This window comes from Paenibacillus hunanensis (assembly GCF_034055775.1).
GTDB lineage: Bacteria > Bacillota > Bacilli > Paenibacillales > Paenibacillaceae > Saccharibacillus > Saccharibacillus hunanensis.
Genome location: NZ_CP139194.1, coordinates 2,604,697 through 2,631,139 on the forward strand (window position 1 = coordinate 2,604,697; position 26,443 = coordinate 2,631,139).

General features: G+C 46.3%; 18 protein-coding genes. 15 read left to right on the forward strand and 3 right to left on the reverse strand.

Going from position 1 to position 26,443, the window contains the following annotated elements; all coding sequences use genetic code 11:
• Window positions 1-24 precede the first annotated feature (24 nt).
• The 7 genes from SK066_RS10620 to SK066_RS10650 all read left to right on the forward strand — a co-directional run bounded on the left by SK066_RS10620 (window position 25) and on the right by SK066_RS10650 (window position 11,423).
• Window positions 25-1,380, forward strand: coding sequence for a dihydrolipoamide acetyltransferase family protein (locus SK066_RS10620; RefSeq protein WP_320544626.1), 1,356 nt, complete (start codon window positions 25-27; stop codon window positions 1,378-1,380).
• A gap of 4 nt (window positions 1,381-1,384) precedes the next feature.
• The gene (gene lpdA / locus SK066_RS10625) at window positions 1,385-2,818 is read left to right on the forward strand and encodes a dihydrolipoyl dehydrogenase (RefSeq protein WP_320544627.1); all 1,434 of its coding nucleotides are present in this window, start codon (window positions 1,385-1,387) and stop codon (window positions 2,816-2,818) included.
• Window positions 2,819-3,374: 556 nt separating this feature from the next.
• A complete protein-coding gene (gene rpmG, locus SK066_RS10630) occupies window positions 3,375-3,524 on the forward strand; it encodes a 50S ribosomal protein L33 (protein ID WP_082472246.1) in 150 nt (49 codons plus the stop codon).
• A 404-nt stretch (window positions 3,525-3,928) separates the two neighbouring features.
• Window positions 3,929-4,723 carry a thymidylate synthase gene (thyA, locus tag SK066_RS10635; RefSeq protein ID WP_320544628.1) on the forward strand — a complete coding sequence of 265 codons (795 nt, stop codon included), beginning with the start codon at window positions 3,929-3,931 and terminating at the stop codon, window positions 4,721-4,723.
• Window positions 4,724-5,553: 830 nt separating this feature from the next.
• Window positions 5,554-6,042 carry a dihydrofolate reductase gene (locus SK066_RS10640; protein WP_320544629.1) on the forward strand — a complete coding sequence of 163 codons (489 nt, stop codon included), beginning with the start codon at window positions 5,554-5,556 and terminating at the stop codon, window positions 6,040-6,042.
• Window positions 6,043-6,545: 503 nt separating this feature from the next.
• On the forward strand, window positions 6,546-8,033 hold the full coding sequence (locus SK066_RS10645; RefSeq protein ID WP_320544630.1) for a glutamate synthase subunit beta: 1,488 nt from the start codon (window positions 6,546-6,548) through the stop codon (window positions 8,031-8,033).
• 897 nt (window positions 8,034-8,930) lie between these two features.
• Window positions 8,931-11,423, forward strand: a complete 2,493-nt coding sequence (locus tag SK066_RS10650) for a type IA DNA topoisomerase (protein WP_320544631.1) — start codon at window positions 8,931-8,933, stop codon at window positions 11,421-11,423.
• Window positions 11,424-12,077: 654 nt separating this feature from the next.
• Here SK066_RS10650 and SK066_RS10655 read toward each other — a convergent pair.
• A complete protein-coding gene (locus tag SK066_RS10655) occupies window positions 12,078-12,845 on the reverse strand; it encodes an HAD family hydrolase (RefSeq protein WP_320544632.1) in 768 nt (255 codons plus the stop codon).
• Between the two features lie 12 nt (window positions 12,846-12,857).
• A complete protein-coding gene (locus SK066_RS10660) occupies window positions 12,858-13,778 on the reverse strand; it encodes a winged helix-turn-helix domain-containing protein (RefSeq protein ID WP_188777720.1) in 921 nt (306 codons plus the stop codon).
• Between the two features lie 342 nt (window positions 13,779-14,120).
• Here SK066_RS10660 and SK066_RS10665 point away from each other — a divergent pair, with 342 nt between their 5' ends.
• The 6 genes from SK066_RS10665 to SK066_RS10690 all read left to right on the forward strand — a co-directional run bounded on the left by SK066_RS10665 (window position 14,121) and on the right by SK066_RS10690 (window position 20,998).
• On the forward strand, window positions 14,121-15,266 hold the full coding sequence (locus tag SK066_RS10665) for an MFS transporter (protein WP_320544851.1): 1,146 nt from the start codon (window positions 14,121-14,123) through the stop codon (window positions 15,264-15,266).
• Window positions 15,267-15,432: 166 nt separating this feature from the next.
• Window positions 15,433-16,161 (forward strand): phosphonate ABC transporter ATP-binding protein, encoded by a 729-nt coding sequence (locus SK066_RS10670; protein ID WP_320544852.1) that lies wholly within the window; start codon window positions 15,433-15,435, stop codon window positions 16,159-16,161.
• 151 nt (window positions 16,162-16,312) lie between these two features.
• Window positions 16,313-17,569 (forward strand): hypothetical protein, encoded by a 1,257-nt coding sequence (locus SK066_RS10675; protein ID WP_188777718.1) that lies wholly within the window; start codon window positions 16,313-16,315, stop codon window positions 17,567-17,569.
• Between the two features lie 66 nt (window positions 17,570-17,635).
• Window positions 17,636-18,334, forward strand: a complete 699-nt coding sequence (locus SK066_RS10680; protein WP_188777716.1) for a response regulator transcription factor — start codon at window positions 17,636-17,638, stop codon at window positions 18,332-18,334.
• A complete protein-coding gene (locus SK066_RS10685) occupies window positions 18,334-19,731 on the forward strand; it encodes a sensor histidine kinase (RefSeq protein ID WP_320544633.1) in 1,398 nt (465 codons plus the stop codon). Before SK066_RS10680 ends, SK066_RS10685 begins: the two co-directional genes overlap by 1 nt.
• Before the next feature lie 181 nt (window positions 19,732-19,912).
• Window positions 19,913-20,998, forward strand: coding sequence for a GNAT family N-acetyltransferase (locus tag SK066_RS10690; RefSeq protein WP_320544634.1), 1,086 nt, complete (start codon window positions 19,913-19,915; stop codon window positions 20,996-20,998).
• A 241-nt stretch (window positions 20,999-21,239) separates the two neighbouring features.
• Here the strand turns inward: SK066_RS10690 and SK066_RS10695 are convergent, their stop codons facing one another.
• Complete coding sequence (locus SK066_RS10695) at window positions 21,240-22,451, reverse strand: glucose-1-phosphate adenylyltransferase (RefSeq protein WP_320544635.1); 1,212 nt, start codon at window positions 22,449-22,451, stop codon at window positions 21,240-21,242.
• A 430-nt stretch (window positions 22,452-22,881) separates the two neighbouring features.
• Here SK066_RS10695 and glgB point away from each other — a divergent pair, with 430 nt between their 5' ends.
• Together glgB and glgA are read left to right on the forward strand one after the other, a co-directional pair.
• Complete coding sequence (glgB, locus tag SK066_RS10700) at window positions 22,882-24,804, forward strand: 1,4-alpha-glucan branching protein GlgB (protein WP_320544636.1); 1,923 nt, start codon at window positions 22,882-22,884, stop codon at window positions 24,802-24,804.
• A 93-nt stretch (window positions 24,805-24,897) separates the two neighbouring features.
• Window positions 24,898-26,331, forward strand: coding sequence for a glycogen synthase GlgA (gene glgA / locus SK066_RS10705; protein WP_188777704.1), 1,434 nt, complete (start codon window positions 24,898-24,900; stop codon window positions 26,329-26,331).
• Window positions 26,332-26,443: the final 112 nt, after the last annotated feature.

Genomic DNA, 26,443 nt, shown 5'->3' on the forward strand with positions numbered 1-26,443 from the left:
ATTTTAATCAGGGAGGTTTTGCAAGTGGCAAGATTCGTATATAAATTTCCAGAGCTTGGTGAAGGTTTGCACGAAGGCGAAATCATCAAGATGCACATTAAACCAGGTGACAAAGTAACAGACGACAGCATTATCATGGAAGTACAAAATGATAAAGCGGTTGTTGAAGTTCCTTGTCCAGTAGAAGGTACTGTGCTTGAAGTACTGACTGCTGATGGTCAAGTGTGCCACGTAGGCGAAACAGTAGCAATCATCGATGCAACTGGCGACATTCCGGATCAAGACGAAGAGCCAGCTGAAGAGTCTGCACCAGAGCAAAAGAGCGGTCAAGAAACAGACGCAGCTAAAGGTGGAGTAGACACTACTTCTTCTCCAGCAGCTTCTAGCCCATCTGATGCCAAAGACGGTCAAGCAACTAATGCTTCGACTCCAGCAGCACCGAACAAAGATGTACTGGCTACACCAAGCGTTCGCAAATTCGCACGTGAGCAAGGTGTTGATCTGTCCCAGGTTTCTGGTACGGGCAGCAACGGCAAAATTACTCGCGAAGATGTTGAATCGTTCAAACAAGGTGGAGGTCAAGCTTCTAGCGCAACTACAGAAGTAGCAGCTGAAGAAAAAGCAGCAGCACCAGTAGCATCCGCAGCAGCACCATCTACAACAACAACTTCCGCAGCAGGCGAAGAAGAGCGCGTACCATTCAAAGGTATTCGTAAAGTTATCGCTAACGCTATGGTGAAATCCGCATACACAGCTCCACACGTAACGATCATGGACGAAGTAGACGTTACTGAGCTGGTTGCATTCCGTACACGTATGAAGCCACTGGCTGAAAAACGCGGTACAAAAGTAACTTACCTGCCATTCATCGTAAAAGCACTCGTGTCGGCTGCTCGTCAGTTCCCGGCTCTGAACGCTTCGATCGATGAAAAAACAGAAGAGATTGTATACAAAAAACACTACGACATCGGTATTGCAACAGATACGCCTAACGGCCTGATCGTACCGGTTGTTAAAGACGCTGACCGTAAGAGCATCTTCATGATCGCTGATACAATCAACGATCTGGCTGTTCGTGGACGCGATGGCAAACTGGCTGCTAACGAGATGAGAGGCAGTACAATCTCGATCTCTAACATCGGTTCTGCTGGCGGTATGTTCTTTACTCCAATCATCAACTTCCCTGAAGTTGCAATCCTGGGTACAGGCCGCATCAGCGAAAAAGCGGTTATCAAAAACGGCGAAGTGGTAGCAGCACCAGTAATGGCACTGTCCCTGAGCTTCGACCACCGTATTATTGACGGCGCAACTGCACAACACTTTATGAACCATATCAAATCACTGCTCGCTAACCCTGAGCTGTTAACTATGGAGGTGTAATTCAATGGTAGTAGGAGATGCTTCTATCGATATTGAAACGTTAGTAATTGGTGCGGGACCTGGTGGCTATGTAGCCGCTATCCGCGCTGCGCAACTGGGCCAACAAGTTCTGATCGTCGACAAGTCTGAGCTTGGTGGCGTATGTTTGAACCGTGGTTGTATTCCTTCCAAAGCACTGATCGCAGCTGCTCACCAGTTTGAAGCTGCACAGCACGGCGAACAATTCGGTATTACTGTAGGCGACGTACAAGTTGACTTCGGTAAAACGCAAGAGTTCAAAAATGGCGTAGTTAAAAAAATGACTGGCGGCGTAAGCGGTCTGCTGAAAGGCAACAGAGTGGAAGTATTCCACGGCGAGTGCATGTTCATCAACCAAAACGAAGCGCGTCTGTTCAACGACCACGAGTCCCCGCGCTACCGTTTCAAAAACTGCATCATTGCAACAGGCTCCCGTCCAATCGAGCTGAAAGCATTCCCATTCGGTGGTCGCATTCTGTCCTCGACAGAAGCTCTGAACCTGCCTGAGATTCCAAAATCGATGATCGTTATCGGTGGTGGTTACATCGGCGCCGAGCTGAGCCAAATGTATGCTAAATTCGGTACTAAAATTACAATCATTGAAGGTCTGGATACAATTCTGCCAGGCTTCGATAAAGATATGACTACACTGGTAGCGAAAAACATGAAAAAATCCGGTGCAGAAATCTTCACAAACGCTAAAGCGGAAAGTGCTACACAAACCGACAAAGACGTTACTGTGAAATTCACTGTAGACGGTAAAGAACAAGAGCTGACAGCAGACTACCTGCTCGTTACAGTTGGTCGTCGTCCTAACACAGATGGCGAACTGGGGCTTGATCTGATCGATGTTGAGCTGACTGATCGTGGTCTGGTGAAAATCGACCATCAAGGTCGCACTAACATTCCACACATCTATGCAATCGGTGATATCGTTGAAGGTCCAGCACTGGCACACAAAGCTTCTTACGAAGCAAAAGTGGTTGCAGAAGCAATCTCCGGTATGCCTTCCGTGATCGATTACAAATGTGTACCTGCTGTAGCGTTTACTGATCCTGAATGCGCAAGCGTAGGTCTGACTGAGACTGAAGCAAAAGCAAAAGGCTACAAAGTAGCCGCAGGCAAATTCCCTTACGCTGGTAACGGCCGTGCGACTTCCCTCGGTAACACTGAAGGTTTCGTAAAAATCGTTGCTGACGAAGAAACAGGTATCGTGCTGGGTAGCCAGATCGTAGGTCTGGAATCCTCCAACATGATCGCTGAAATGGGTCTGGCAATCGAAATGGGCGCTACTCTTGAAGATCTTGCACTGACTATTCACGCTCACCCAACACTGGGCGAGATCGTAATGGAAGCAGCTGAGCTGGTAATGGGTCACCCGATCCACGTTATCGCTCCACGCAAACCACTCAAAAAGTAAGACCTTTACTCGTCTGTAAAGACGAATAGGGAAGACGTACAGACGGATATGGCTATGCCCCTGTAGGTCGCGGCGATCTTCTTATCTTCTATTGTTGCATTCAGCGGTGCAGCAATGTGAAAAAGGAAGATGGTGCGCTTCCTTACAGGTATCTTTCTCCATGTCGCAGCTTATTCGTAGATTTTATCTAATTTGGCATGGTTGTATCGGCTGTACGGATTCTTCTGGTATATGAGTTGTAGACGCATGCGCAGCATCTATAGCTATGTTGGACACTGTCATCCTAGGCAGACGAACAGCATATACCTGGCCGCCAGTGAGCTCCTGGCGGCCTTTATTTTATGTATTCTCTCGGGTGAATACATGTTCGTAAAAATCTCTTGGATTTCATCAAAATCTATGATAGAATGGACAAGGTGTTTCAAGTGATATTTACGGATAATGAACGGACTATACATTGTTTCAATAGATGATGTTGAACCTTCACCTGCTTACAGGCTGAAGCGTATAGTTAAACGAACAATTCCTGATTACCAATGAAGTGAGGTGAATTCACATGCGCGTTATCGTTACTTTGGCATGCACAGAGACTGGCGATCGTAACTACACAACAACCAAGAACAAACGGAACCATCCGGAGCGTCTTGAGCTGAAAAAATATTGCCCACGTCTGAAAAAATACACGCTTCACCGCGAAACTCGTTAATTTTCGCTATAGTGTGTACGTAAACCCCGGTTGCAATTGTAGCCGGGGTTTTTCATTATGTTTCCAGAGGCAGTATCTATGTATGCATATGGCGACCCAGTAAGAGTGAGCATAGTACGTATATGAATTTTTAAAATCGAACATCATCCGGTTGTATGGAAACGTGGATATGTGTACAATGATACCAGCCTACCATTTGTACATTATGCTGCACTCATTACATATGTTTATGAGTACAAGAAAAAGCGATGATTTGTGGTCAGGTCGCTAGATTTGATCATAAGTCTGATGTCTCCATCAGATCCAATCGGTTCTACACATACATGTAACAAAGTACAAGTCATGCAGCATTCCGTGCATGACCGCACTGGATAAAGTCTACTATTTTTAATGAGGTGTATATAATGAAAGCATACCTGGAGCTGTTAGAAGATATTTTGGAAAATGGAGTAGAGAAGGGAGATCGTACAGGAACAGGCACCGTATCTGTGTTTGGTCGTCAGATGCGTATTAACCTTCAGGAAGGCTTTCCATTACTGACTACGAAGCGTCTGCATACACGTTCCATTATTCATGAACTGCTCTGGTTCCTGAGCGGAGATACGAATATCAGCTATCTGCGTGAGAATGGCGTCACGATCTGGGATGAATGGGCAGACGAAGACGGTAATCTCGGACGCGTATACGGCTCTCAGTGGCGCGACTGGCGCGGTCCAGGCGGCGAAACGATCGACCAGATTACATCGGTCATGGAGCAAATCAAGCGCAATCCAGATTCCCGCCGCCATATCGTAAATGCCTGGAATGCAGCCGAGGTTGATCATATGGCACTGCCACCATGCCACTATGCGTTTCAGTTCTATGTAGCAGATGGCAAACTGTCCTGCATGTTCCAAATGCGCTCTGTTGACACCTTCCTGGGACTGCCATTTAATCTGGCATCCTACGCTCTACTGACCCATATGGTCGCCCAGCAATGCAATCTGGAGGTGGGCGACCTCGTCTGGACAGGCGGCGACGTACACATTTACAATAACCACCTGGAACAGGTTAAGCTCCAACTGACACGCGAGCCGTATCCGCTGCCAACATTGACCATCCAGCGTAAACCGGATTCCATCTTCGATTACAAGTTCGAAGATTTCCAATTCGAAAACTACCAGCACCACCCAACGATCAAAGCACCTATTGCTATTTAATGTAAGGATAAGGTGATTGGTAATAGGGGTCTATTGTAAGCAGACTTTATCAATATGATGAATGAGCTTTAGCTTCACTAATAGATTTCAATCGTCTATCAAAATGCACGCTAATACTATTCAAACATCATTCAAACACTACTAATCAAGGACACTTCCTCAACGAAGTGTCCTTTTTAGTAAAAATATAAAATGTAAAGAATATACGGTTGCCTTAGATCAATTGCAAAATTGGTTGCTTTAGATTGATCGTAAAACCACTAAAGCTGTTATCAAAATAGACGAAATGACCTCACGCGGATTTAAAATAAACTCATTCCATTTATGATCCCATGCATATCATAAGAAGCCTATCATACATGTAATTCATAATAAACGAAAAGTATCTACACACCCTCAACTAACCAGCACTAGCCCATCACCCAGCACAGAACGGAAGACAGAGAACAATGCCAAAAGACCGACCTTTAAGCCGGGATATGCCATCTTTCTCACTATTCAAAGTATCCCGGCTTAACCGGAGGTCGTTGGCATGTTCTTTGTCTGAAGTGGTTAACCCCGAGAGCATACTCGAACTTAGACTCTCTATCCTTGATACTCCCACCTTGATATCCCCACCATCCATCGACTTAAAACAAGCTGATCAATTTTATCAATCCCCTCCTATAAAACATTTAATAACTTGCTTTTTCACGAATTATCCCTTATATACTCCACAAAAACATTCGTAAAAGATTACAAGAAGTTGATGCAGAATGATAGCTTTTAATGATATGATATAGAATAAACTTATCCGGAATATATTTCGGAAGACTGGAGGTTCAGCCACAATGACAATTACCCTCATATGGGCGCAGGGCCAGAACGGCGTGATCGGCAAGGATAATGATATGCCGTGGAAGCTGCCTGCTGATATGGCTTATTTCAAACAACAGACCCAGCACAAAACCATTGTCATGGGGCGGAAAACCTGGGAGTCCTTTGGCTCCAAACCATTACCGAATCGTCGCAATATCATATTAACGCGAGATTCCAGTTTTACTGTTGAAGGCGGCGAGGTTGTGCATACACCCGAACAAGCACTGGAGCTGGCAGGAAGCGAAGATGAGCTGATGATCATCGGGGGTTCACAAATTTATCAGCTATTTCTTGAGCATGCCGACCGTCTTCTTGTTACACAAATTGATCATTCATTCGATGGAGATACCTTTTTCCCAAAAGTGAACTGGTCTCAGTGGAAGCTAGAATCCGCTGTACCTGGTATACGAGATGAGAAGAATGCGTATGACTACCGATTCGAGCAATATGTGCGTGCCTAGCTGATAATTAGCGGGCTCCGCTATCATTTGCGATATGAATTGGAATGAGGCCGACGCACGATAGTGAATGGGGAAGCGGATCGCATCAGGTATACTACAATAAATGTATATTTATTAGCAAAAATTTATATTGACTGTATAAGCGACAAAATGATATATGAATGTATGTGTGGTTGGACGAAGGCTAATGCAGCGTGATCCATTTGCATAAATGTATAAAAAACAAATAGAGTATCCGAAATCCCTTGCTATATCTCGCTTTCAGATAGCAATACGATTGTAATGCGTGACTGGAATTATACAAAAAAGCTTGAAAATATCCAGATTGTTCTTGCAAGATCTTTCATGACGGTGTAATCTCTATGTAAAAAGTACAAATAATTATGCGCTTAATCCATTTTGCCAAAGTTGGTCCTGGTGCTACTCTTGAAAATAAACTTATCGGCAAGCTGATGGATAGAGAAGAATCGGCAGCGTATAGAACGGATGGGGGAAATATTAACATGTCTACACCTACTGGATTCATGGAATACAAAAGACAAATTCCTGCGGATCGTAATCCGCTTGAGCGTGTAAAAGACTGGGAAGAGTTCCACAAGCATTTATCCGAAGAAGAGCTGCGTACACAGGGCGCGCGTTGTATGGATTGCGGTACGCCGTATTGTCATACAGGTATGAATATGGCAGGGTCCACCTTTGGCTGTCCGGTTCATAACCTGATCCCAGAGTGGAACAATCTCGTATACCGTGGACTTTGGAAGGAAGCGCTGGAGCGTCTGCATAAAACGAATAATTTCCCTGAGTTTACTGGTCGGATCTGTCCGGCTCCGTGTGAAGGATCTTGTACAGTAGGTCTGATTGGACAACCGGTAACGATCAAAACGATTGAGGAAGCGATTATCGAACGAGGTTTTGCTGAAGGCTGGGTCGTACCTGAGCCACCAGAAAAGCGTACAGGTCGCCGTGTAGCGGTTATCGGTTCTGGCCCGGCGGGTCTGGCATGTGCAGCACAGCTGAACAAAGCTGGACACAGTGTAACCGTATACGAGCGCTCCGATCGTGTCGGTGGTTTGTTAACATACGGTATTCCAAGCATGAAGCTGGAGAAAAATATTGTTGAGCGTCGTGTGAACCTGTTGAAAGCAGAAGGCATTGAATTTATCACCAACACGGAGATCGGTAAAGACATTCCGGCACAGCAGCTGGTGGACGAATATGATGCAGTCGTGCTTTGCGGCGGTGCAACGAAGCCGCGTGAATTCAACATTGAAGGTAGCAAGTTGAACGGCGTCGTCTACGCAATGGATTACCTGAACAGCACGATTAAAAGCTATCTTGATAGCAATCTGGAAGATGGTAACTATATGTCCTCTGAAGGCAAAAATGTCATCGTCATCGGTGGCGGGGATACCGGTTCTGACTGTGTAGCCACATCTCTGCGTCATGGCTGCAAAACCGTAACCCAGTTCGGTACACACGACAAGGCTCCACTGGAACGCGATCCAATCGCTAACCCTTGGCCGCAATTCCCGAATGTGTACACACTGGACTATGCTCAGGAAGAAGCAAAAGCGATCTTCGGTAGTGATCCACGCGAGTTCTCCATCATGACGACTAAATTTGTCGGCGATGAGAACGGAAACCTGAAAGAACTGCATACGATTCAAATCCAACGTATCGTGGACGAAACAGGACGCAAAATCTATCAGCCAATTCCAGGCACCGAGCGCGTATTCCCAGCTGAGCTGGCACTGATCGCTATCGGCTTCGACGGTCCGGAGCAAACTCTTGCTCAACAGCTGGGTCTGGAAACGGACCGCTGGACAAACGTAAAAGCACGTTACGGCAAATACAATACTAACGTTGACAAAGTATTCGCCGCTGGCGACATGCGTCGTGGTCAAAGTCTGGTTGTATGGGCAATCAACGAAGGCCGCGAGGCTGCACGCGAAGTAGATAAATACCTGATGGGTGCGACGGTACTGGTATAATTTGTATCACTTGTATCCCAAACCGATCCATTTGTACCATTACTCTATTTTATAATCTTTCCTTAATACGTGGATCGACATGATAAAAGTTGCTTTCACTTCATCTCTATAAAGTGAGGCCAAAACGTATTCCAAAAGGCTCTATCCTATGCATATACGCATAGATAGAGTCTTTTTTATCTTTATTCATACAGAACCATATTTCACACAGAATCATATAGAGCTCTAAATATAGCTCTAATCATGTAGTGCTTATCCATATCTATCAGACCCCATTGCTTAATCACTTCATTCACACCATCCACCAGCTTACTTTAAGCACACATCGCGTCTATCTGTCTCTACTGTATATTTCCAATTCTACATCCTATACTATTGCACAATAAGCATCTGCCCAAACAATAGCTTAAAATAACAATCCCTTTATACGTGCAGGTATTACTCGCTTTCTCTCCATGTATATTCTATTTTCCAGCACAGATGAAGCATACCCACAGAGCGGAAGGCAAAGAACAATGCCAAAAGACCGACCTTTAAGCCGGAATACGCCTTCTTTTCCACCATTCAAGTATTCCGGCTTAACCGGAGGTCGCTGGCATGTTCTTTGCCTGGAGCGGTGTCTACCAAACACCAGCCAAAACAAAATCCAATGCAGTGCAATCCCCCCAAACATGCACATACTTTTACGCATAGCCAGCTTGTGCTATACTAAAATAGAGTTAAGTGATCGTGGAAAACAAGGGCTGCACTCCAGAGTGTAGCTTCTTTTTTTGCCAAAAATCTATAGTGCCGAGCATAGCTACTTTGTAAGAATTCATAATAAAAAGCAACGATAGCACACAAGCTCAGCATCCTAATCAATACAAACTACCACCATTCCGAGAAAGGAATGAAAGCATGAAAATTCTTGTTATTGCCGAAAAGCCGGATATGGGACGTAATATTGCGGCTGTGATCGAGCCAGGTGCGAAAAATCAGCGTACGTATATCGAAGGCGAACGCTATGTGATCACATGGGCGATCGGGCATCTAATCGGACTTGCAGAGCCAGAGGCGTATGATTCCAAATACAAGCGCTGGAACTTTGGCGATCTGCCGATTATTCCAGAGCAATTCAAAATCGTGCCCAACCCACGTACAAAGGATCAGCTTAAAGTGATCGGAGAGCTGGCAAAGCGTTGCGATCGTATCGTGAATGCCTGCGATGCCGGGCGAGAGGGTCAGCATATTTTTGCACTTATTCAGCGTCAGCTCAAGCTGCGTCAGCCGGTGAAGCGCTTGTGGATCTCAGACCTGACCGCGGAAAGTATCCGTAAGGGCTTTGATCAGCTGCGCGATGGCAGTGAGTTTGAAAATTTGACGCAGGCGGCGCGTGCACGTAGTGAAGCAGATTGGCTCATTGGTATGAATGCATCGCGTGCCTTTACGACCAAGCATAATAATCTGTTATCTGTTGGGCGTGTACAGACACCCGTACTGGCGCTGATCTATGATCGGCAAAAGGAGATCGAAAACTTTACATCTCAGACCTTTTACGAGGTGCGAGCGACCTTCAAGCAACCAAGCAAAACGTATGAAGGCGTATGGCAGGGTGAAGAGCGACTCACCGACAAAGCGAAGGGTGAGGCGATCGTAGCCAAGGTGCAGGGCAAGGAAGGCAAGATCAGCAAGTATGAGATCAAGGAAACGAAGGAATACCCATATAAGCTGTATGATCTGACCCTATTACAGCGCGATGCCAATGCGAAGTTCGGATTTTCCGCGAAAAAGACATTGGATGTCGCGCAAGCATTGTACGAGCGGCATAAGGTCATTTCGTATCCGCGTACCAACTCCAACTATGTAACCAAAGAAAATATCGATGGCATGCAAAAGGTGCTCGGTATGCTGCAAAATGGCGAATATGCAGAGCTGGCAGGTGGCGCAGAGCGTAGCCGGGTGCACACAGGGAACAAGGCAGTATGTAACCCAGCGCGAGTAGAGGATCACCATGCGATTTTGCCTACATTGAAAAAACCAGGCACACTGAGTAAGGAAGAGCAGCAGCTGTATGATCTGATCGTACGACGCTTTCTTGCACAGTTTTACCCACCTGCCGAATATAAGCAGCATATGGTATTAACTGTAGTTGAGCAGGAAACATTCCGCACCAATGTCAAGGAGTTACTCTCCCTTGGCTGGAAAGTCACACTGCCAGATAAGGATAAAGCTAAATCAGGCAGCAAAACAAAGCGCGGCACTCGTGATGGTGACAATGAAGAACCTCAGGAGGAAGTCGAAACGGACAAGCCTTTCGTGCTGGACAGTAAGTTACCTGTTCAATGTCGTAAAGCGGAAGTGAAGGAAAAGGAAACCCAGCCACCTAAGCATTATACCGAGGGGACATTGCTGAAAGCGATGGAGAGTGCGGGTAAGCAGATCGTGAATGAAGAACTGCGCGATGCGATGAAGGAATCGGGCCTGGGCACACCAGCCACGCGAGCAGCAACGATCGAGCGTCTCAAGCAGGTGGGCTATGTGCAGGCGAAAGGGAAAAAGATCGAGCTCGCCTTAAAAGGTCGTGCTGCGATCGAGCTAATTCGAGCTGCTGGTGTAGAGCTGTTAACCTCGCCCGAAATGACCGGACAATGGGAGCGTCGCCTGAATCAAATTTCGCGTGGCGAAGCCGATCCAGATCGCTTTTTAGAAAGTGTCAAAAAATTCGCTGGATTGGTCGTCGATAAAGTACGTACCCAAACACCAGCTGCCGCGGATATTTTCGGTGATGAAGGAACACGTGGCAAAGGAAAGGGTAAACGCACTGCTCGCAGCAGCAGTCGTTCCTCCAGTACTACACGCGCTTCATCAACTACAGGCTCAGGCTCCAAGCGCGGTACAAGCACACGTGGCAAATCAGGCTCTCGTTCATCCAATGCCAGCAATATGCCAGATGATCTGCCGTTGCCTGCGCCGCCACCAGACAATGAAGACGGGTACACCTCCAGTCGCTCTATGGCCGCTGAAAGCTCTACTACAACACGTAACACGTCCAGCTCATACGAAGCCAAAGCATCCATATCATCAGCGACGCGTACGCGGTCTGCTGCCTCCAATGGAGCAGCTTCATCAGCGCATGCCGCTCTCGGTGCCTGTCCGCGTAGCGGCTGTGGTGGAACGATTATCGAAGGCAAAAAGGGCTACGGTTGCTCCCATTTCCGCCAGGGCTGCGGCTTTGTGATCTGGAAAGAATTCGCAGGCAAAAGCGTATCGATCCAAATGCTCAAAGCCTTACTACTCAAAGGTGAAAGCCAGGTACTCACCTTCAAACGCGGAGGCGAAACCTTCAAGGCTCGCATCCGCCTGTTGGATCGAGAAACGGGTAAGCTGGGCGTAGAAAAAGCGGAATCATAGTGAAGCGATAATAGTAGCGATAACAATGTAATAACAATAGTAGCTTGTCATAATCACACTGCCGCAGGGTTCAATGTTATTGATTTATGTTGTGTGTGAAATTGCATAATCGCATAACCTCTAAACTCTATTCATTCAGATATTCCTTTATCGTAAACGAGCATAGAGGCGTATGATATATTTTATATGTAGTTTATAGAGGTACAGAAAAACAAAATGATTTGAATACCTGAATACCTGAATTTTAGAATGCCTAACGGCCTGAATATCTAAATATTTGAATACAATTATTGTTAGTTACTCATGAATGCCACTTTTTGCTTGTTCTTGTCTTACAACCAGCAAAAAGTCTGCTCTAGCACATAACGGAAGACCAAGAACAATGCCAAAAGACCGACCTTTAAGCCAGGATACGCCATCTTTCTCACTATTCAAAGTATCCTGGCTTAACCGGAGGTCGTTGGCATGTTCTTGGTCTGAAGTGGTGTATGCAACACATGCAACATATACATCAGACGCCATAAACTCAACAGATACGATATATGAACTAAGCGCAGTACATGCAACAAACGCGGTACAAACTAGCATAGCTCTCGACAAACTATGAGCAAGCAATACACCCACCTCAGCAAATAAATAAAAACGGACCAGGATTTAACCCCAGGTCCGTTTGTTATCGTAAATATGGAGATGCTGCTGAATCGTATGCGGCACTTCTGTCAGCTTGGCTACCGTATGGAACGATTGCTCCGTTCCAGTTTGAAGCTGAACAATATCGTATGCCCATTCATGCTCCTGCTTAATGTAGATCGTGTTCAATGCTGCCTGTAGAGCCGGTTGCACATCGGAGCGTAGTGAATTACCGATCATCCACGTATCCATACGCGGCAGAAGTTGCGTCGTAATGATCTCTTCCAGTGCACGAATATTTTTGTGCTGGCGAATGAAAATACGATCATCGAAAAATGTGCTAAGCTTCATCTGGTCAATTTTACGCTGCTGAATAGCCGTTTCGCCGCCTGTATATAGATACAGTGTATGGCCTTCCTGCTGCAAATGCTCCAGCGTATCGACCATACCAGGATAAGGCTCGACTTCTTGCTCATACACACTGCTACCAAGAAGACGAAGCTGACGTTCCTCACGCTCAGCTAGAGGACGACCATACAAGCGAGCAAAGTGTCGGTACGTTTCTACTAGCGAAGCCGGGAAATGCTCGCTAGCGAAGCCGACCTGATGCACACCGGCAACATCGATTTCGATTTGCTTTTGCCGGATCGAATCCATTTCGATTCCATATTCCTTAAACCAGCCCGATACCAGGCTAATGAATTCATCCAAAATCAAATTGAAATATTTGTTACAGTAGATCAACGTATCATCCATATCGAAGATCAGATGCTGGTGTCGAATGTCTTTCATGAAGTTCACTCCTTAAATACGGATATACGATTCAAGGAACAGCTGTAGCTCGGACGCACCGTCCTGACGCAGGCTGAACCGATCAATATCCTCTCTGCCCAGATGAATGCGTAACAGTCCAGCAACACGTAGCATCATCAGATGATGCATCAATGTCTCCTGTGGCTGTAGCAGATCATGGGCCATATCTTGCAGGGAACGGGGCTCATCGCCACCGATATAACGAAGCATTCGGAGTCGCTCCGGATCAGATAATGCACGGGTCATGCGAAGCAGCACATTAGGTGGATCTTCTTCGCCTTCCTCATGTACATCGACTGGATACTGAATAAGCAGAAAGCCCTCATAGAAACAGTACGTATTAATCGGGCGGTTATGCACGGTTGGAAACAGAATGACTGTGTTCAAGCCTTGCATTTCCGGCACAACCAGTCCGCCTGATGCGTATTCGATCAATGCTGCCGGGTCCATTTTGTCGAGCAGGCGCATTTTCTCTTCTCCATCTTCGGTGATGAGGGTCATGATCTCATCTTCAAGCTCGTTAAAATAATGCTCATACCACAGCTTGAGCAATGGAGCATAGCTTTGCTGAATACGTGCCGCTTCACTTTCAGTTAAGCCAGGCATCAGTGGGTGAATCTCATTCCACATCGCTGCAGCTGACGTGGCTTCCAAATGATGCAGGAAATCACGTACCGTGCCTTCACGCGTACGGCAGCTTGCCCATGCATACAACGCATCATAATCATCAAACGGCCATGAAGATGCTTCCAAAATAGCCGAGCGCACATCTTTACTTAACCTATTGTCAATTTCCCTGATCCATTCGGGGCCGAGATCGATATCACGAATCCATTTTTTGGTCACATAGACCATAAAACTGCCGAGCAGATCGTAGACCGGGGAAACGTCTATTTTCACCTGATAGCTCATGAAACCAAGACCTCCCAAATATAATCGGTAGCAGTCAGCTTCCTCGTATAGGAAATACTGAAAAACAGGAGCCGATTCCTAAATCCCTGTTGTGCTTATTATGGCTTGTTCACCTACGGATTGTCCACTATAATGTTCGGATGGTCTGATTTGTTTTCATACCTGTTTCCATACACGTTTACATACGGAACAACCATCATTAAATTACATCATAAAACGCACACTTTGTAAAATAAGTGACTAATCTGGAGGATCGCATCTGTGTTCAACAAGACAAAACAAGACAAGACTAACCCAAATCATGCTACATCAGCTTCATCAGAAGCGAACGGGCATCAGACGATGCACTTCGTGATTCTTGTACTCGCCATTATTAGCGCAGGATTGAGTCAGGGGATGCTATTACCTGTACTGGCCATCTTTTTGGAAAAAATGGGTGTATCGTCGACACTCAATGGCTTAAATGCCGCAGCATTGTATGTCGGCTCCTTCGCAATGACGCTAATGGCGGAAAGACTGGTAGGCAGGCTTGGCTTCAAAAAGCTACTATTGCTCGGCTTACTGATTGTGATTATCGCATTGCCGCTATTCCCGCTTGTTCCGGGAGTTGCCTTCTGGTTTGTGCTTCGTTTACTGGTCGGTATTGGAGATAGTGCCATTCACTATGTCGCTCAGCTCTGGGTATTGATGGTTACCTCGCCAGAGAATCGCGGACGCAATCTGTCGATCTACGGCATTTCCTACGGAATTGGCTTTAGCATTGGTCCACTTGGCATCTCATTACTGGATTGGGGAATGGCGGTGCCGTTCCTGCTGATGGCCGTCATGTTCATCATCGTGGTATTACTCGTCTGGTGGAAGCTTCCATCCGGTGGGCCAGGACGCGGTGAAGCGATGAAGCCGGAAAAGGGACGGTTTGTACGTAGCTATCGACTTGCCTGGTATGCGCTCATTCCAGCATTGCTGTATGGCTACATGGAAGCAGCAATGAACAGTAATTTTCCGGTCTATGGACTACGTACCGGATTATCGACGGATCAGATTGCCTACTTACTTCCTTTTATCGGCGTTGGCGGGCTTATATTACAGCTTCCGCTTGGAATTTTGAGCGATCGCTGGGGACGTAAACGCGTTCTAATGCTAGCAGGTGCGCTCGGTGGGTTACTTTTCATGCTTGTTCCATTTGCAGGTACGAAGCTGGTTGCGATTGCCATTCTATTTGCGGTAGCCGGCGGGCTGGTTGGCTCGTTTTTCTCGCTTGGTCTTGCGTATGCGGCAGACGTGCTGCCGCGAGCCTATTTACCAGCTGCCAATGTGCTTGCTTCGTTTCATTTTAATTTTGGTAGCATTGTCGGGCCAGCGATTGGTGGCAAGGGAATCGAGATGGGTTCCGCTTCGAGTCTATTCTGGTTACTCGGCGGTTGTTATGTGATCTTTGCACTATTAGGTGTAGTATTCAGGCAAAAGCAAAATAAAATGTCGTCATAGATGGCATTTATTCGCTTTTTCCCCTAAACTATAGAATAGAAGAATAGTACGATATTTTGCTCGCGCAAAAATCTTTTTTCATTTCACCTCGTGTATATGGTTCTCAAAACACTAGAATATTATCGTTTCAGCAACAGCGTAGAAGGGCGGTCTGTAGTAGATGTCGATGATTCAAATTGATAATCTGACCAAAGCGGTCGGTGAGAATAAAACCAAGGTGCTGGATCATATTAGCCTGGAAATTCAGCATGGCGAAATGATTGCACTTGTGGGACCTAGCGGTAGCGGTAAAAGCATGCTGCTCAAATGCCTGGCGATGAAAGAAAGCTGGAGCGAAGGTAGCTTTCGCGTAGGGGATACCGATATTTTGAAGGCAGGTTTTAGCGGTAAGCGCAAGCTGAGTAAGGAGTGGTCGTATCTGGAGCAAAGCCCGCAGCTTCATCCAGAGCGCACAGCTCTCAAAACCGTGCTAATTGGTCAAATGGGACAAACACCCCTCTGGCGTATGGTCACAGGGATGGTACGCTCTGATGATTATATGGGTGCGATGGATGTGCTGGAAACACTCGGACTGCTCGACAAAGCGCATCAGAAGGCAGGCACATTAAGCGGTGGTGAAAAGCAGCGTGTAGCGATCGCCCGTGCGCTCGCTCATGGTGCCAAGGTTATTCTCGCGGATGAACCGATCACCGGGCTTGATCCGCGCTCTGGGGAAGAAGTGATCAAAACGTTACGCGGCTTATGCTCAAGTGAACGACTTACAGTGATCTCGGTCATTCCGCTGGAGCTTGCGGAGCGCTATGCGACACGTATTATCGGCTTGCAGGAAGGTCGAATTATGTTTGACGTGAAGGGGCGCAGACTGACCAGTGCCGAGCGCAGCAAATTGATCTGATTCCGCAAATTATCTTGTCTACATAGACAGCTGTTACGTAGCTTGCAGGCTTGCGAGCAGAGTACAGCATGACATCTTGAGCAGTATATGATGTCTGGAATATGAAATTGAACAGGTGGCGCAGCGCTACTTGAAATGAAAGAGTGATATCATGAGTAAAAGTATCTGGATCAAGCTATTTGCGGCAGTAGGATTGCTGTTTTTGTTAAGTGCTTGTAGCTTCAATCCACTTGCCGATCCAAAGACGCTCATTCAGACACCTGAGCTACCATCAGATAAGCAGACATTGAGTAGCATTATTAGCTCCGAGCTACCTGAAGGAGCCAGTATTCAGAGTCCGAAAAACGGCAATGGCAGCAAAATTCAGACCGTCGATCTGGACGGCGATGGCACAAGTGAGACGATTGTTTTTTATCAGACGACTACAGGTAGAATTGTTGGCTTGATCTTTGAGAAGTCCGGTGATACGTGGGTGAAAAAGGATACGATCGATAGTGCTGGCTTCACACTGGAAAGTGTAGAAATTACCGACATTACCAATGATGGTCATCGCGATCTGATTGTTGGTTATTCTAATGATACGAGCAATTCAGAAAGCAGCCAGAAGCGACTTGTTATTTACAGCTACGATAAGGGCAAGATCAGCATTGTAGATGATATGCCATATTCCTACTATTCCATCATTGATATGGATGGGGACGGTATTAATGATCTGGTCATTACCAAAATTAATAATAGTGGGTATGTGAATATCGCTGCCTATCGCTACAAAGCGGGCTTCCAGCTGATAAGCTCGATGGATCTGGTCAATACAATCGGAAGTGACCATTTCTATAATGTGGTCGCAGGTAAGGTTACCGCGAATCAGAATGGAATTATCATGGATCAGACCCTTGGCGTATCTGCCTTCTCACATCTGATCGTGATGGAGGATGGACAGCTCAAGGATGTGTTTCCGCTGAGTCGACAGGCAACCTATAAGGACATTCAGATTACGAGTGAAGATGTGAACAATGATGGCATTCTGGAGATTGGTATGGCGGAGATTCCAGAAGGCTGGGAAAATATTGCACCAACGGAGATTCCAAGGTTCACCAGCTATTATCAGTGGAGCGGTGGAGCAGACCTGACCAAGCTGGTCAGCCAGCAATATCGTGATGAACAGGGACGCTTCGTGATCAAGCTAGCGCCAGAATGGATCGGTAAAGTAACGATCGATACCAAGTCGAACAAAAATCAGGACCTACGCTTCATTCTTAAAGATACAGGCGAGAAGGTGGCTGAAGTGCGCTTCTTTAGTGAAAATGAATGGAACAACCATAGCGGCGATTGGGAAATTATCGCTCAGAACCGTGGCCAGGTGATTGCACTCTGGGAAAATAGCAAAATCAACGTCATTCAAAACTAGTCCTACAACGATTATATGTCTATACCAAAACACTACTAACAGCCTGACTCTGGAGGAGGATTACACATGAGTAAAGTATTGATTATGGAGGACGAGGAGTCCATTCGCAGTTTTATTATTATTAACCTGAAGCGTAATGGCTTTGAGGTGCTGGAAACAGAAAACGGAGAGCAGGCGCTTCATATGCTGGAGACTGTACCGGATATCGACATCGCTTTGCTCGATGTGATGGTGCCAGGCATTGATGGCTTTGAGGTATGCCGCCGTATCCGTGAGAAGAATGAGCGCATCGGTATCATTTTCCTAACAGCTAAGGTGCAGGAGCAGGACAAGGTCTATGCGCTATCTGTTGGCGCGGATGATCATGTGAGCAAGCCGTTTAGCCCAACCGAGCTGATCGCACGTATTCAATCCTTGCTACGTCGTGTCAATGTACAGCGTGAATCGAATACGAAGGTATCGTTTGAATCGGGTCCATTCACATTGGATCTGATCTCCAAGCAATTTAAAAAGAGCGGTAAGCTAATCGAGCTGACACCGACCGAGTTCTCACTCGTTCAATTTTTCCTTGAAAAAGAGAACACACCACTGAGTCGTGATGTGCTACTGGATCATGTATGGGGTAAGGAATATATGGGCGATCCGAAGATCGTGGATGTGAACATTCGTCGTTTGCGTCAAAAAATTGAAAATAACCCATCCGAGCCGGAATTCCTGCAAACGGTATGGGGACATGGGTATAAATGGAGAGGCCGGGATTCATAATGATTAAAAAGGGGATGACCCGTCAGATCGTCCTGCATTATTTTATCGTTGTATTTTTGACGATCTTGCTGGTGGAGCTGGTATTTTTATTCGCGATCCGCACCTACTACTATGACGGGATATCAAACTATTTGCAGTCCTCCTTTGACAACACGCGTGCACCTGCCAATTATCGTGATATTGTGTCTAGCTACAGTCTGGATAAGGCAGAGGTGCAGGTGCTTGATCTCAAAGGAAATGTACTGCAAAACTCGACTGCATTTATCGTGGATAAGCCGGTGCAGACTGGCGATATTCCACAGGCACTTTCCGGTTCGACCGGACGCTGGATCGGCAAGCAGGCAGGGACAGGCGAGGATGTTATGGCTGTCACGCGCATGATCAAGATCAACGGGGATAAGGAATATCTTGTGCGCTATGTGACCTCGCTGGAGCTCGTTAACCAGAAGCTGTTTTATATCACCATGGTATCCGCAGGGATTGGCGTCATTATTCTAATCGTCGTCCTGATGGTTAGTATTGGACTCGCGAATTCGATCGTTAAGCCGATTAACAATATTATCGGTGTCTCTACGCTGATGGCTAAAGGGGACTTTAACGTTCGGATCAAGGGCAATTATCCCCATGAGATCGGGGAACTTGCTGCGACATTGAATTATATGGCAGACGAGATTGTACGTAGTAACCAGATTAAGGACGATTTTATCTCCTCCATCTCGCATGAGCTGCGTACACCACTAACCGGAATTAAGGGCTGGAGTGAGACACTCGTATCGGGTGGTTTTGATCCAGAGGAAACCAAGCTTGGGATGAGTATTATTTCTAAAGAAACCGAGCGCCTGATCGGGTTGGTGGAAGAAATGCTCGACTTCTCGAAGCTACAGCAAAATCAGATGAAGCTTGTGATCGGCGAAGTGAATCTGAAAGAGATTTTACAGGAAACGATGCTGAATGTATGGGCAAAGGCAGAGCAAAAGCAAATCAAGCTCGTGCTGGAGCCTGGCGATGCGAGCTATATCGTACAGGCAGATGGTAATCGTCTCAAGCAGGTATTTCTGAATCTGGTCGACAATGCGATCAAGTTCTCACCTAATGAATCCACGATTAAGCTGGTGATCAAGGAGCTGACACCAGAGCGTGTACGTATCGTGGTGAAGGATTCCGGCATCGGTATTAGTACAGAGTTTTTGGAAAAGGTAAAGGATCGCTTTTTCCAGGTCAATCCGAATCAGGGTGGTACAGGTCTTGGTCTGGCGATTACGCAGCAAATTGTTCAGCTGCATAAGGGTGAAATGCATATCGAAAGTGAGCTGGATCACGGTACATCGGTTATGGTTGATCTGCCATTATTAGAGAAGAAGCCTGCTACGCCTGATCTGACTGAAGAAGCGAACTAATAGTAGCAACAATAGCAATATAGATAGAACAGAATATATAAAAATCCCCTCAGAGCGCATAGTGAAGCTGGAGCTTATCCATCTAGCTTAGCAATGTGACTCTCTGAGGGGATTTTTGTAGTATAATAGCCAAAACCATAACGCTTTATACATAGAGCATAGTGTGAGAGGGGTATATTCAATGTCACAGGAGCACAATTTGATCGGATCCAATGAGTTACATATTCGCCGTGCTGAACGAGGAGAGGAGGCGCTAATTACTTCTTTTCTGGTCGAGGCTGCCGATTGGATGGAGGAGACGGGAACCGGACAATGGCGTCGCGCGATGTTTACACCTGAGCTAATTGAGGGCTATTTTAAAGAACGAGAGGTATACGTAGCCGAATATGATGGTGAACCGGCTGGAATGTTTACATTGCAGCTAGGTGATGAGGAATACTGGCAGGATAAAAATGATGAAGACTATTACTATCTGCATCGTCTGACCGTATCGCTCAAATTCCGTGGTATGAATATAGGGGTATCCATGCTGGATGGGGCGGTACAAATCGCAGCTGACAGCGGTAAAAAAGGACTGCGTCTTGATTGCCTGACAGAGCTGATCCCGTTAAATCGTTTTTATCAGCGACAGGATTTTCGGTATATGGGGACGCATGATGTGAAGGGTAAGCTGGCTAATTTGTATGAGAAGCTACCAGCAGCTAGGGAAAATGAGCTACGCTTAGAATATTTTGGCGACCGTGATATGGATCAGCTGCTGAAATGGACGGAACAACAGGATGCACAGATGTTAATGCAATGGAGTGGTCCCATCTGGCAGTATCCGCTTCAGCGTCATGAGCTAGAGCAATATATCGACGGAGCCAATCATCCTGCCCATTCAGAGTGGCTCATCTATGCAGTAGTGGAGCGTCTTAGCGGTAAAACGATTGGACATATGGCACTCGGACGTATCGATCGTAAAAATCGCTCTGCTCGTCTATCGCGTGTACTTGTTGGTGATCCTGCTGCACGTGGTAAAGGCTACGGCCGCCAGATGGTGATGGAAGGGTTACGAATTGGCTTTGAAGCACTGGGGATGCATCGTATTACACTGGCGGTATTTGATTATAATGAACAGGCGGCAGGTCTGTACGAATCGTGTGGCTTTCGTAAGGAAGGCTTACTACGAGATACGGCGTTAGTGGATGGTCGTTATTATAGTGTGTATGAGATGGCAATTCTGGAGCACGAATGGGAAGAGGTTAAGCATAAAATACAACAGTAGCATGTAAATAATCACTCGACTTCAAGCATGAAAAGCGTCCATTGTTTGTTGCAATACGTTGCTCTACACAATATATACATGCCAGATATAAGACAGGGCTAACAAAGAAAAGAAAGATAAAGAGAGAAGGAAAAGACAAAGACAACAAAGACCAGCATGCGTCGTCAGAATCGCATGCTGGTCTTTTGTATCATTCTATATTTATTACATTATTGTATTGTCTTATAGGATAAGGGATGAATTAAGAAGACATACCACCTGCATGAACACGACCGGATTTGTCGTATACTTCTTGCAGCAGACGAGCAGGCTGGGTGCGTACGGATGGTTTTGGATATACCGTTTCATAAGGACCCACTACTGCGATCTGTTCCGGTGTACCTTCAACAACAGCGCCATCCTTCACGATCGCGCCCTCAGCAACAATCGCATATTCGATACGCGCCTGCTTGCCAATGATTGCACCTGGCATAATGATGCTATGTGACACTTCTGCCTGTTTGCCAATCGTAGAGCCGTTAAATACAACGGAACGCTCTACATTGCCTTCCAGCGATGCCTTGCAGCTAACCATGGAGCAGTCTGGTGCATGAGCATGATCATTGTCCTGAAGCGGATTATAATCGGCTGAGAACATCGGCCACGCAGAGTTTTTCAACTCAAATTGACGGCTATGCTGTAAAATGTCCATATGAGCTTCCCACAGGCTATTGATCGTGCCGACATCTCTCCAGTAGCCAAGGAATTCATAAGCGACTACCTTTTCGCGATCTGCGAGCATTTGTGGGATAATATTTTTACCAAAGTCGTGACTAGATTGCGCATTCTTCGCATCTTGAATCAGATGCTGACGCAGGTATTGCCAGTCAAATACGTAGATTCCCATGGAAGCCAGATTGCTTTCCGGCTCAGCAGGCTTCTCGGAAAATTTGGTGATGTTCATCTCTGTATCGGTGCTCATCACACCAAAGCGGCTTGCTTCTTCCCACGGTACCTCGACGACCGCGATCGTAGCACGCGCTTTATTTTCGCTATGGTATTGCAGCATTTCATTATAGTCCATATGATAAATATGATCCCCGGACAAAATGAGCACATCCTTCGGATCAAGTGCATCGATATATTCAATGTTTTTATAGATTGCATCGGCCGTACCTGTATATTCACCAGTACGCTCAGAAGAGAGTAAAGTGATATCCATCGGATTGCCATCAGTAGACCAGGCGTCGCCCCCACCAATATGGTCGTGCAGGGATTGTGCTTCATACTGGGTCAATACCCCGACTGTATCGATCCCGGAATTAGCACAGTTACTAAGAGGGAAATCAATGATTCTGTAGTCTCCACCAAACGGAACTGCTGGTTTGGCTATAATGGAAGTCAAAGGAGCCAGCCTGCGTCCTTCACCCCCGGCCAGCAACATTGCAATGCATTCTTTGTTTGTCTTTTTCATGTTGTTTTCCCTCCCATTTTCATGACAACGCTCAGTTGACAATGTATTAGTCTTTTAAACGTTAGCAAAGCGTGTTGAAACAACAAAAATTGTAAAAAAATATAAAAAATCTTGAACATACTTTTTTTGGACGATCTGGTATTTATATTTATACGATTGACGCTGGAATTTCATTTGCTTCGCCAGTACAATAATGTAAAAGCCCGTCAGAATAAGCATTTAGCGAGCTTGCTAATTTTTCATATTCAAGGCATATTGAAAAGGGTAATAAATAAAGTTGACTAATTTTTGTAACGGAGATTGGTTTTTGTTATAATCCTTTCCAAAATAAGTGATTGCTTATATTCCAATGTAGGGGAACATGTGCAAATGAAAGGCATTATTTGGAATTCGAAAATTGGCAGTACGTAATCATTCTGGAGGTGATCATTTGAGACAACAACGTTCGCAATCAACGCTGCCTAGCTCTGAGGAAATTTATCTATTCCATGAAGGAACTAATTATCATGCATATCGTCACTTTGGTTCACATCTAGCTTCCGAAGAAGGAAAGGAAGGTGTGCGCTTTACCGTATGGGCACCACACGCGCAGCAGGTCGGTGTAGCTGGCGATTGGAATAACTGGAATGGAGATCATCATTTATTACATAGAATTGAAGACACGGGCATATGGACGGGATTTTTTGAAGAGGTTCGGCTCGGTCATCTGTATAAATATCATATTACTGGTGCAGATGGGGAACGCCTGTTGAAGGCAGACCCGTATGCGATTCATGCGGAGGTACGTCCTGCAACGGCATCCGTTGTATCGACATTGGCAGGACATAAGTGGGAGGATGCTGCATGGCGCCGTAAGCGCCGCCCTCTATACCAACGCCCGCTGAATATCTATGAAATGCATGCAGGCACATGGCGGCAAAAGGAAGATGGCAGCCTGTACAATTATCGAGAGCTAGCTGACCTGCTGGTGCCGTATTTGTCTGATATGGGCTATACGCATGTAGAGCTGATGCCGCTTACTGAGCATCCATATGATCTATCCTGGGGCTATCAAAGTACAGGCTATTTTGCACCGACAAGTCGTTATGGCACGCCACAGGATCTAATGTACTTTGTGGATCGCTGTCACCAAGCGGATATTGGTGTGCTGCTGGATTGGGTTCCGGGTCATTTTACAAAGGATGCACACGGTCTGCGCCGATTCGATGGTACAGCGCTGTACGAATACAGTGACCCGGATCGAGCGGAAAAGCATGGCTGGGGCACGCTCTCATTTGACTTTGGGAAGCCAGAGGTACGTTCCTTCCTTATTTCCAGTGCGCTCTACTGGCTGGATGTGTACCATTTTGACGGTCTTCGTGTAGATGCGGTGACCAGCATGATTCGACTTGATTTTGAACGTGAAGGTGGAGGCTGGCGTCCGAATCAATATGGCGGTGTGGAGAATCTGGAAGCTATCTCGTTTTTACGGCAGCTGAATAAGACAGTCTTTCATTACTTCCCACATGCACTAATGATGGCAGAGGAGTCCAGCGCATGGCCGGGCGTAACCAAGCCAGCGCATGAAAACGGGCTCGGCTTCAACTATAAATGGAATATGGGCTGGATGAATGACACGCTCGACTATGTAGAGACGTTTTTCGATGAGCGTCCATCCAAGCATAATTTGCTGACCTTTCCAATAGTCTATGCCTACTCTGAAAACTTCACGTTGCCGCTCTCGCATGATGAGGTTGTGCATGGCAAGCGCTCGCTATTGAATAAAATGCCGGGCAGTTATGAGCAGAAGTTTGCCGGACTGCGTCTGTTACTTGCCTACCAGATGACGCATCCTGGGAAGAAGCTGCTCTTTATGGGGAGTGAATTCGGGCAGTTTATTGAATGGAAAGATCAGGAGCAGCTCGATTGGCTACTGCTCGATTATGAGATGCATCGTAAGACTCAGCATTATACACGCGAGCTGAATCATCTGTATCTGAAATCCCCAGCGCTATGGGAACGCGATCATGATTGGGAGGGCTATGAATGGCTCAATGCGGATGATGCAAGCAATAGTGTGATCACCTATATGCGTAAAGGACGCAAGCCAGCGGACACCTTGCTGATTGCGATCAATTTTCAACCGGTTCCGCGGGTGAATTACCGGATTGGCGTACCTAAGGCAGGCACATATGCTGAGGTTTGGAATAGTGACGATCCTCGCTTTGGCGGTACAGGCGGACGGACGGAGAAGCTGATCGCCTCGGAGAAAATTCCGTGGGATCGACAGGAGCAAAGTATTCGTCTGACGATTCCTCCGCTCAGTGTATTAATTTTGAAAAAAGGAACTGCCAGTAAAAAGGCGAAAAGCTAGAATCATAGCGAATGGAATATAGCCTGCAAAAGCGATAAGCTAATATGGCAGCAGGCAGGGCAGTACCGTTTACATTCAAAGGAGGAGTTTTGCATGAACATTTTATTTGCAGCAGCAGAGGCTAACCCTTTTATTAAAACTGGCGGACTGGCAGACGTGATCGGTGCGCTTCCCGCAGCGCTCAAGAAAGAAAAGTGCGATGTACGTGTTGTCATGCCTAACTACAATAGCATTAGCGAGCCTATTCGCAATCAGGCGACACTGGTCGATGTCGTTCAGGTGCAGGTCGGCTGGCGCAGCCAGTATTGCGGCATCAAGCAATTTAAGCAGGATGGTATTACGTTCTACCTGCTGGATAATGAATATTATTTTGGCCGTGATGGTGTGTATGGCTATGGTGATGATGGGGAGAGATTCGCCTTTTTCTGCCGTGCTGTACTGGATATTTTGCCAGTGATTGATTTTCAACCAGATATTATTCATGCGCATGACTGGCATACAGGTATGATTCCACTGCTGCTGAAGGCGCAGTATCAGTCGCTGCCATTTTATTCTAATATTCGTACGGTATTTACCATTCATAATTTGCTGTATCAAGGCATTTTCCCCTATTCAACGTTGTGGTCATTATTCGGTCTGGACGACCGTTATTTCCATGCAGGCGGCGTAGAGTATTATGGGAATGTGAGTTATATGAAGGCAGGTATCGTGTTCGCTGATCGTGTAACGACCGTTAGTCCTACATATGCCGAAGAGATCAAAATGCCGTATTACGGCTATGGTCTGGACGGTCTGCTGCGTTCACTCGGTGGACGATTGCGCGGTATTGTGAACGGAATCGATACGAAAAGCTACAATCCAGCTACCGATCCGTACCTACAAACCCATTACCGCAGTGCAACGAATAAGCGTTTGGAAAATAAGGCAGCGCTACAGGAAGAGCTTGGCTTGCCGGTAAGAGCGGATGTGCCGATTGTGGCGATGGTTACCCGTCTCGTTGAATCGAAGGGTCTTGATCTCGTTACTCGTGTGCTGGATGAATTGCTCTATTATAATGATGTACAGTTCGTGCTGCTCGGTACAGGTGAAGCGATGTATGAGGACTGGTTCCGCGGAGCAGCCTATCGTCATCCGGAGCGTCTGGCAGCCGAGATTCGTTTTAGCGAGGGTGTAGCACGTCGTATTTACGCTGGAACAGATATGTTCCTGATGCCATCTCAATTCGAGCCATGTGGAATCAGCCAGCTGCTTGCACTGCGATATGGTAGCATCCCGATCGTACGCGAAACGGGTGGTCTGAATGATACGGTGCAGTCGTATAATGAAATGACGGGCGAAGGGAACGGATTCACCTTCCATTCGTATAATGCTCACGATATGCTCTATACGATTCGTCGTGCGGTATCGTTCTATCAGCAGCCAAAGCATTGGAAACAGGTGATGAAGAACGCAATGACTGGCGATTATAGCTGGCAAACCTCTGCACGCGAGTATCTGGATGTGTATCGCGAAGCGCAAATGTATTAATCGGTTGTAATCATATGGGGTTATGATCTTATATGCTAATGGTACATGTACAAGCTCGTTCTCTAGCTGATAGAGAGCGAGCTTTTTGTATAGAGCAGGCTTATTTATCAGC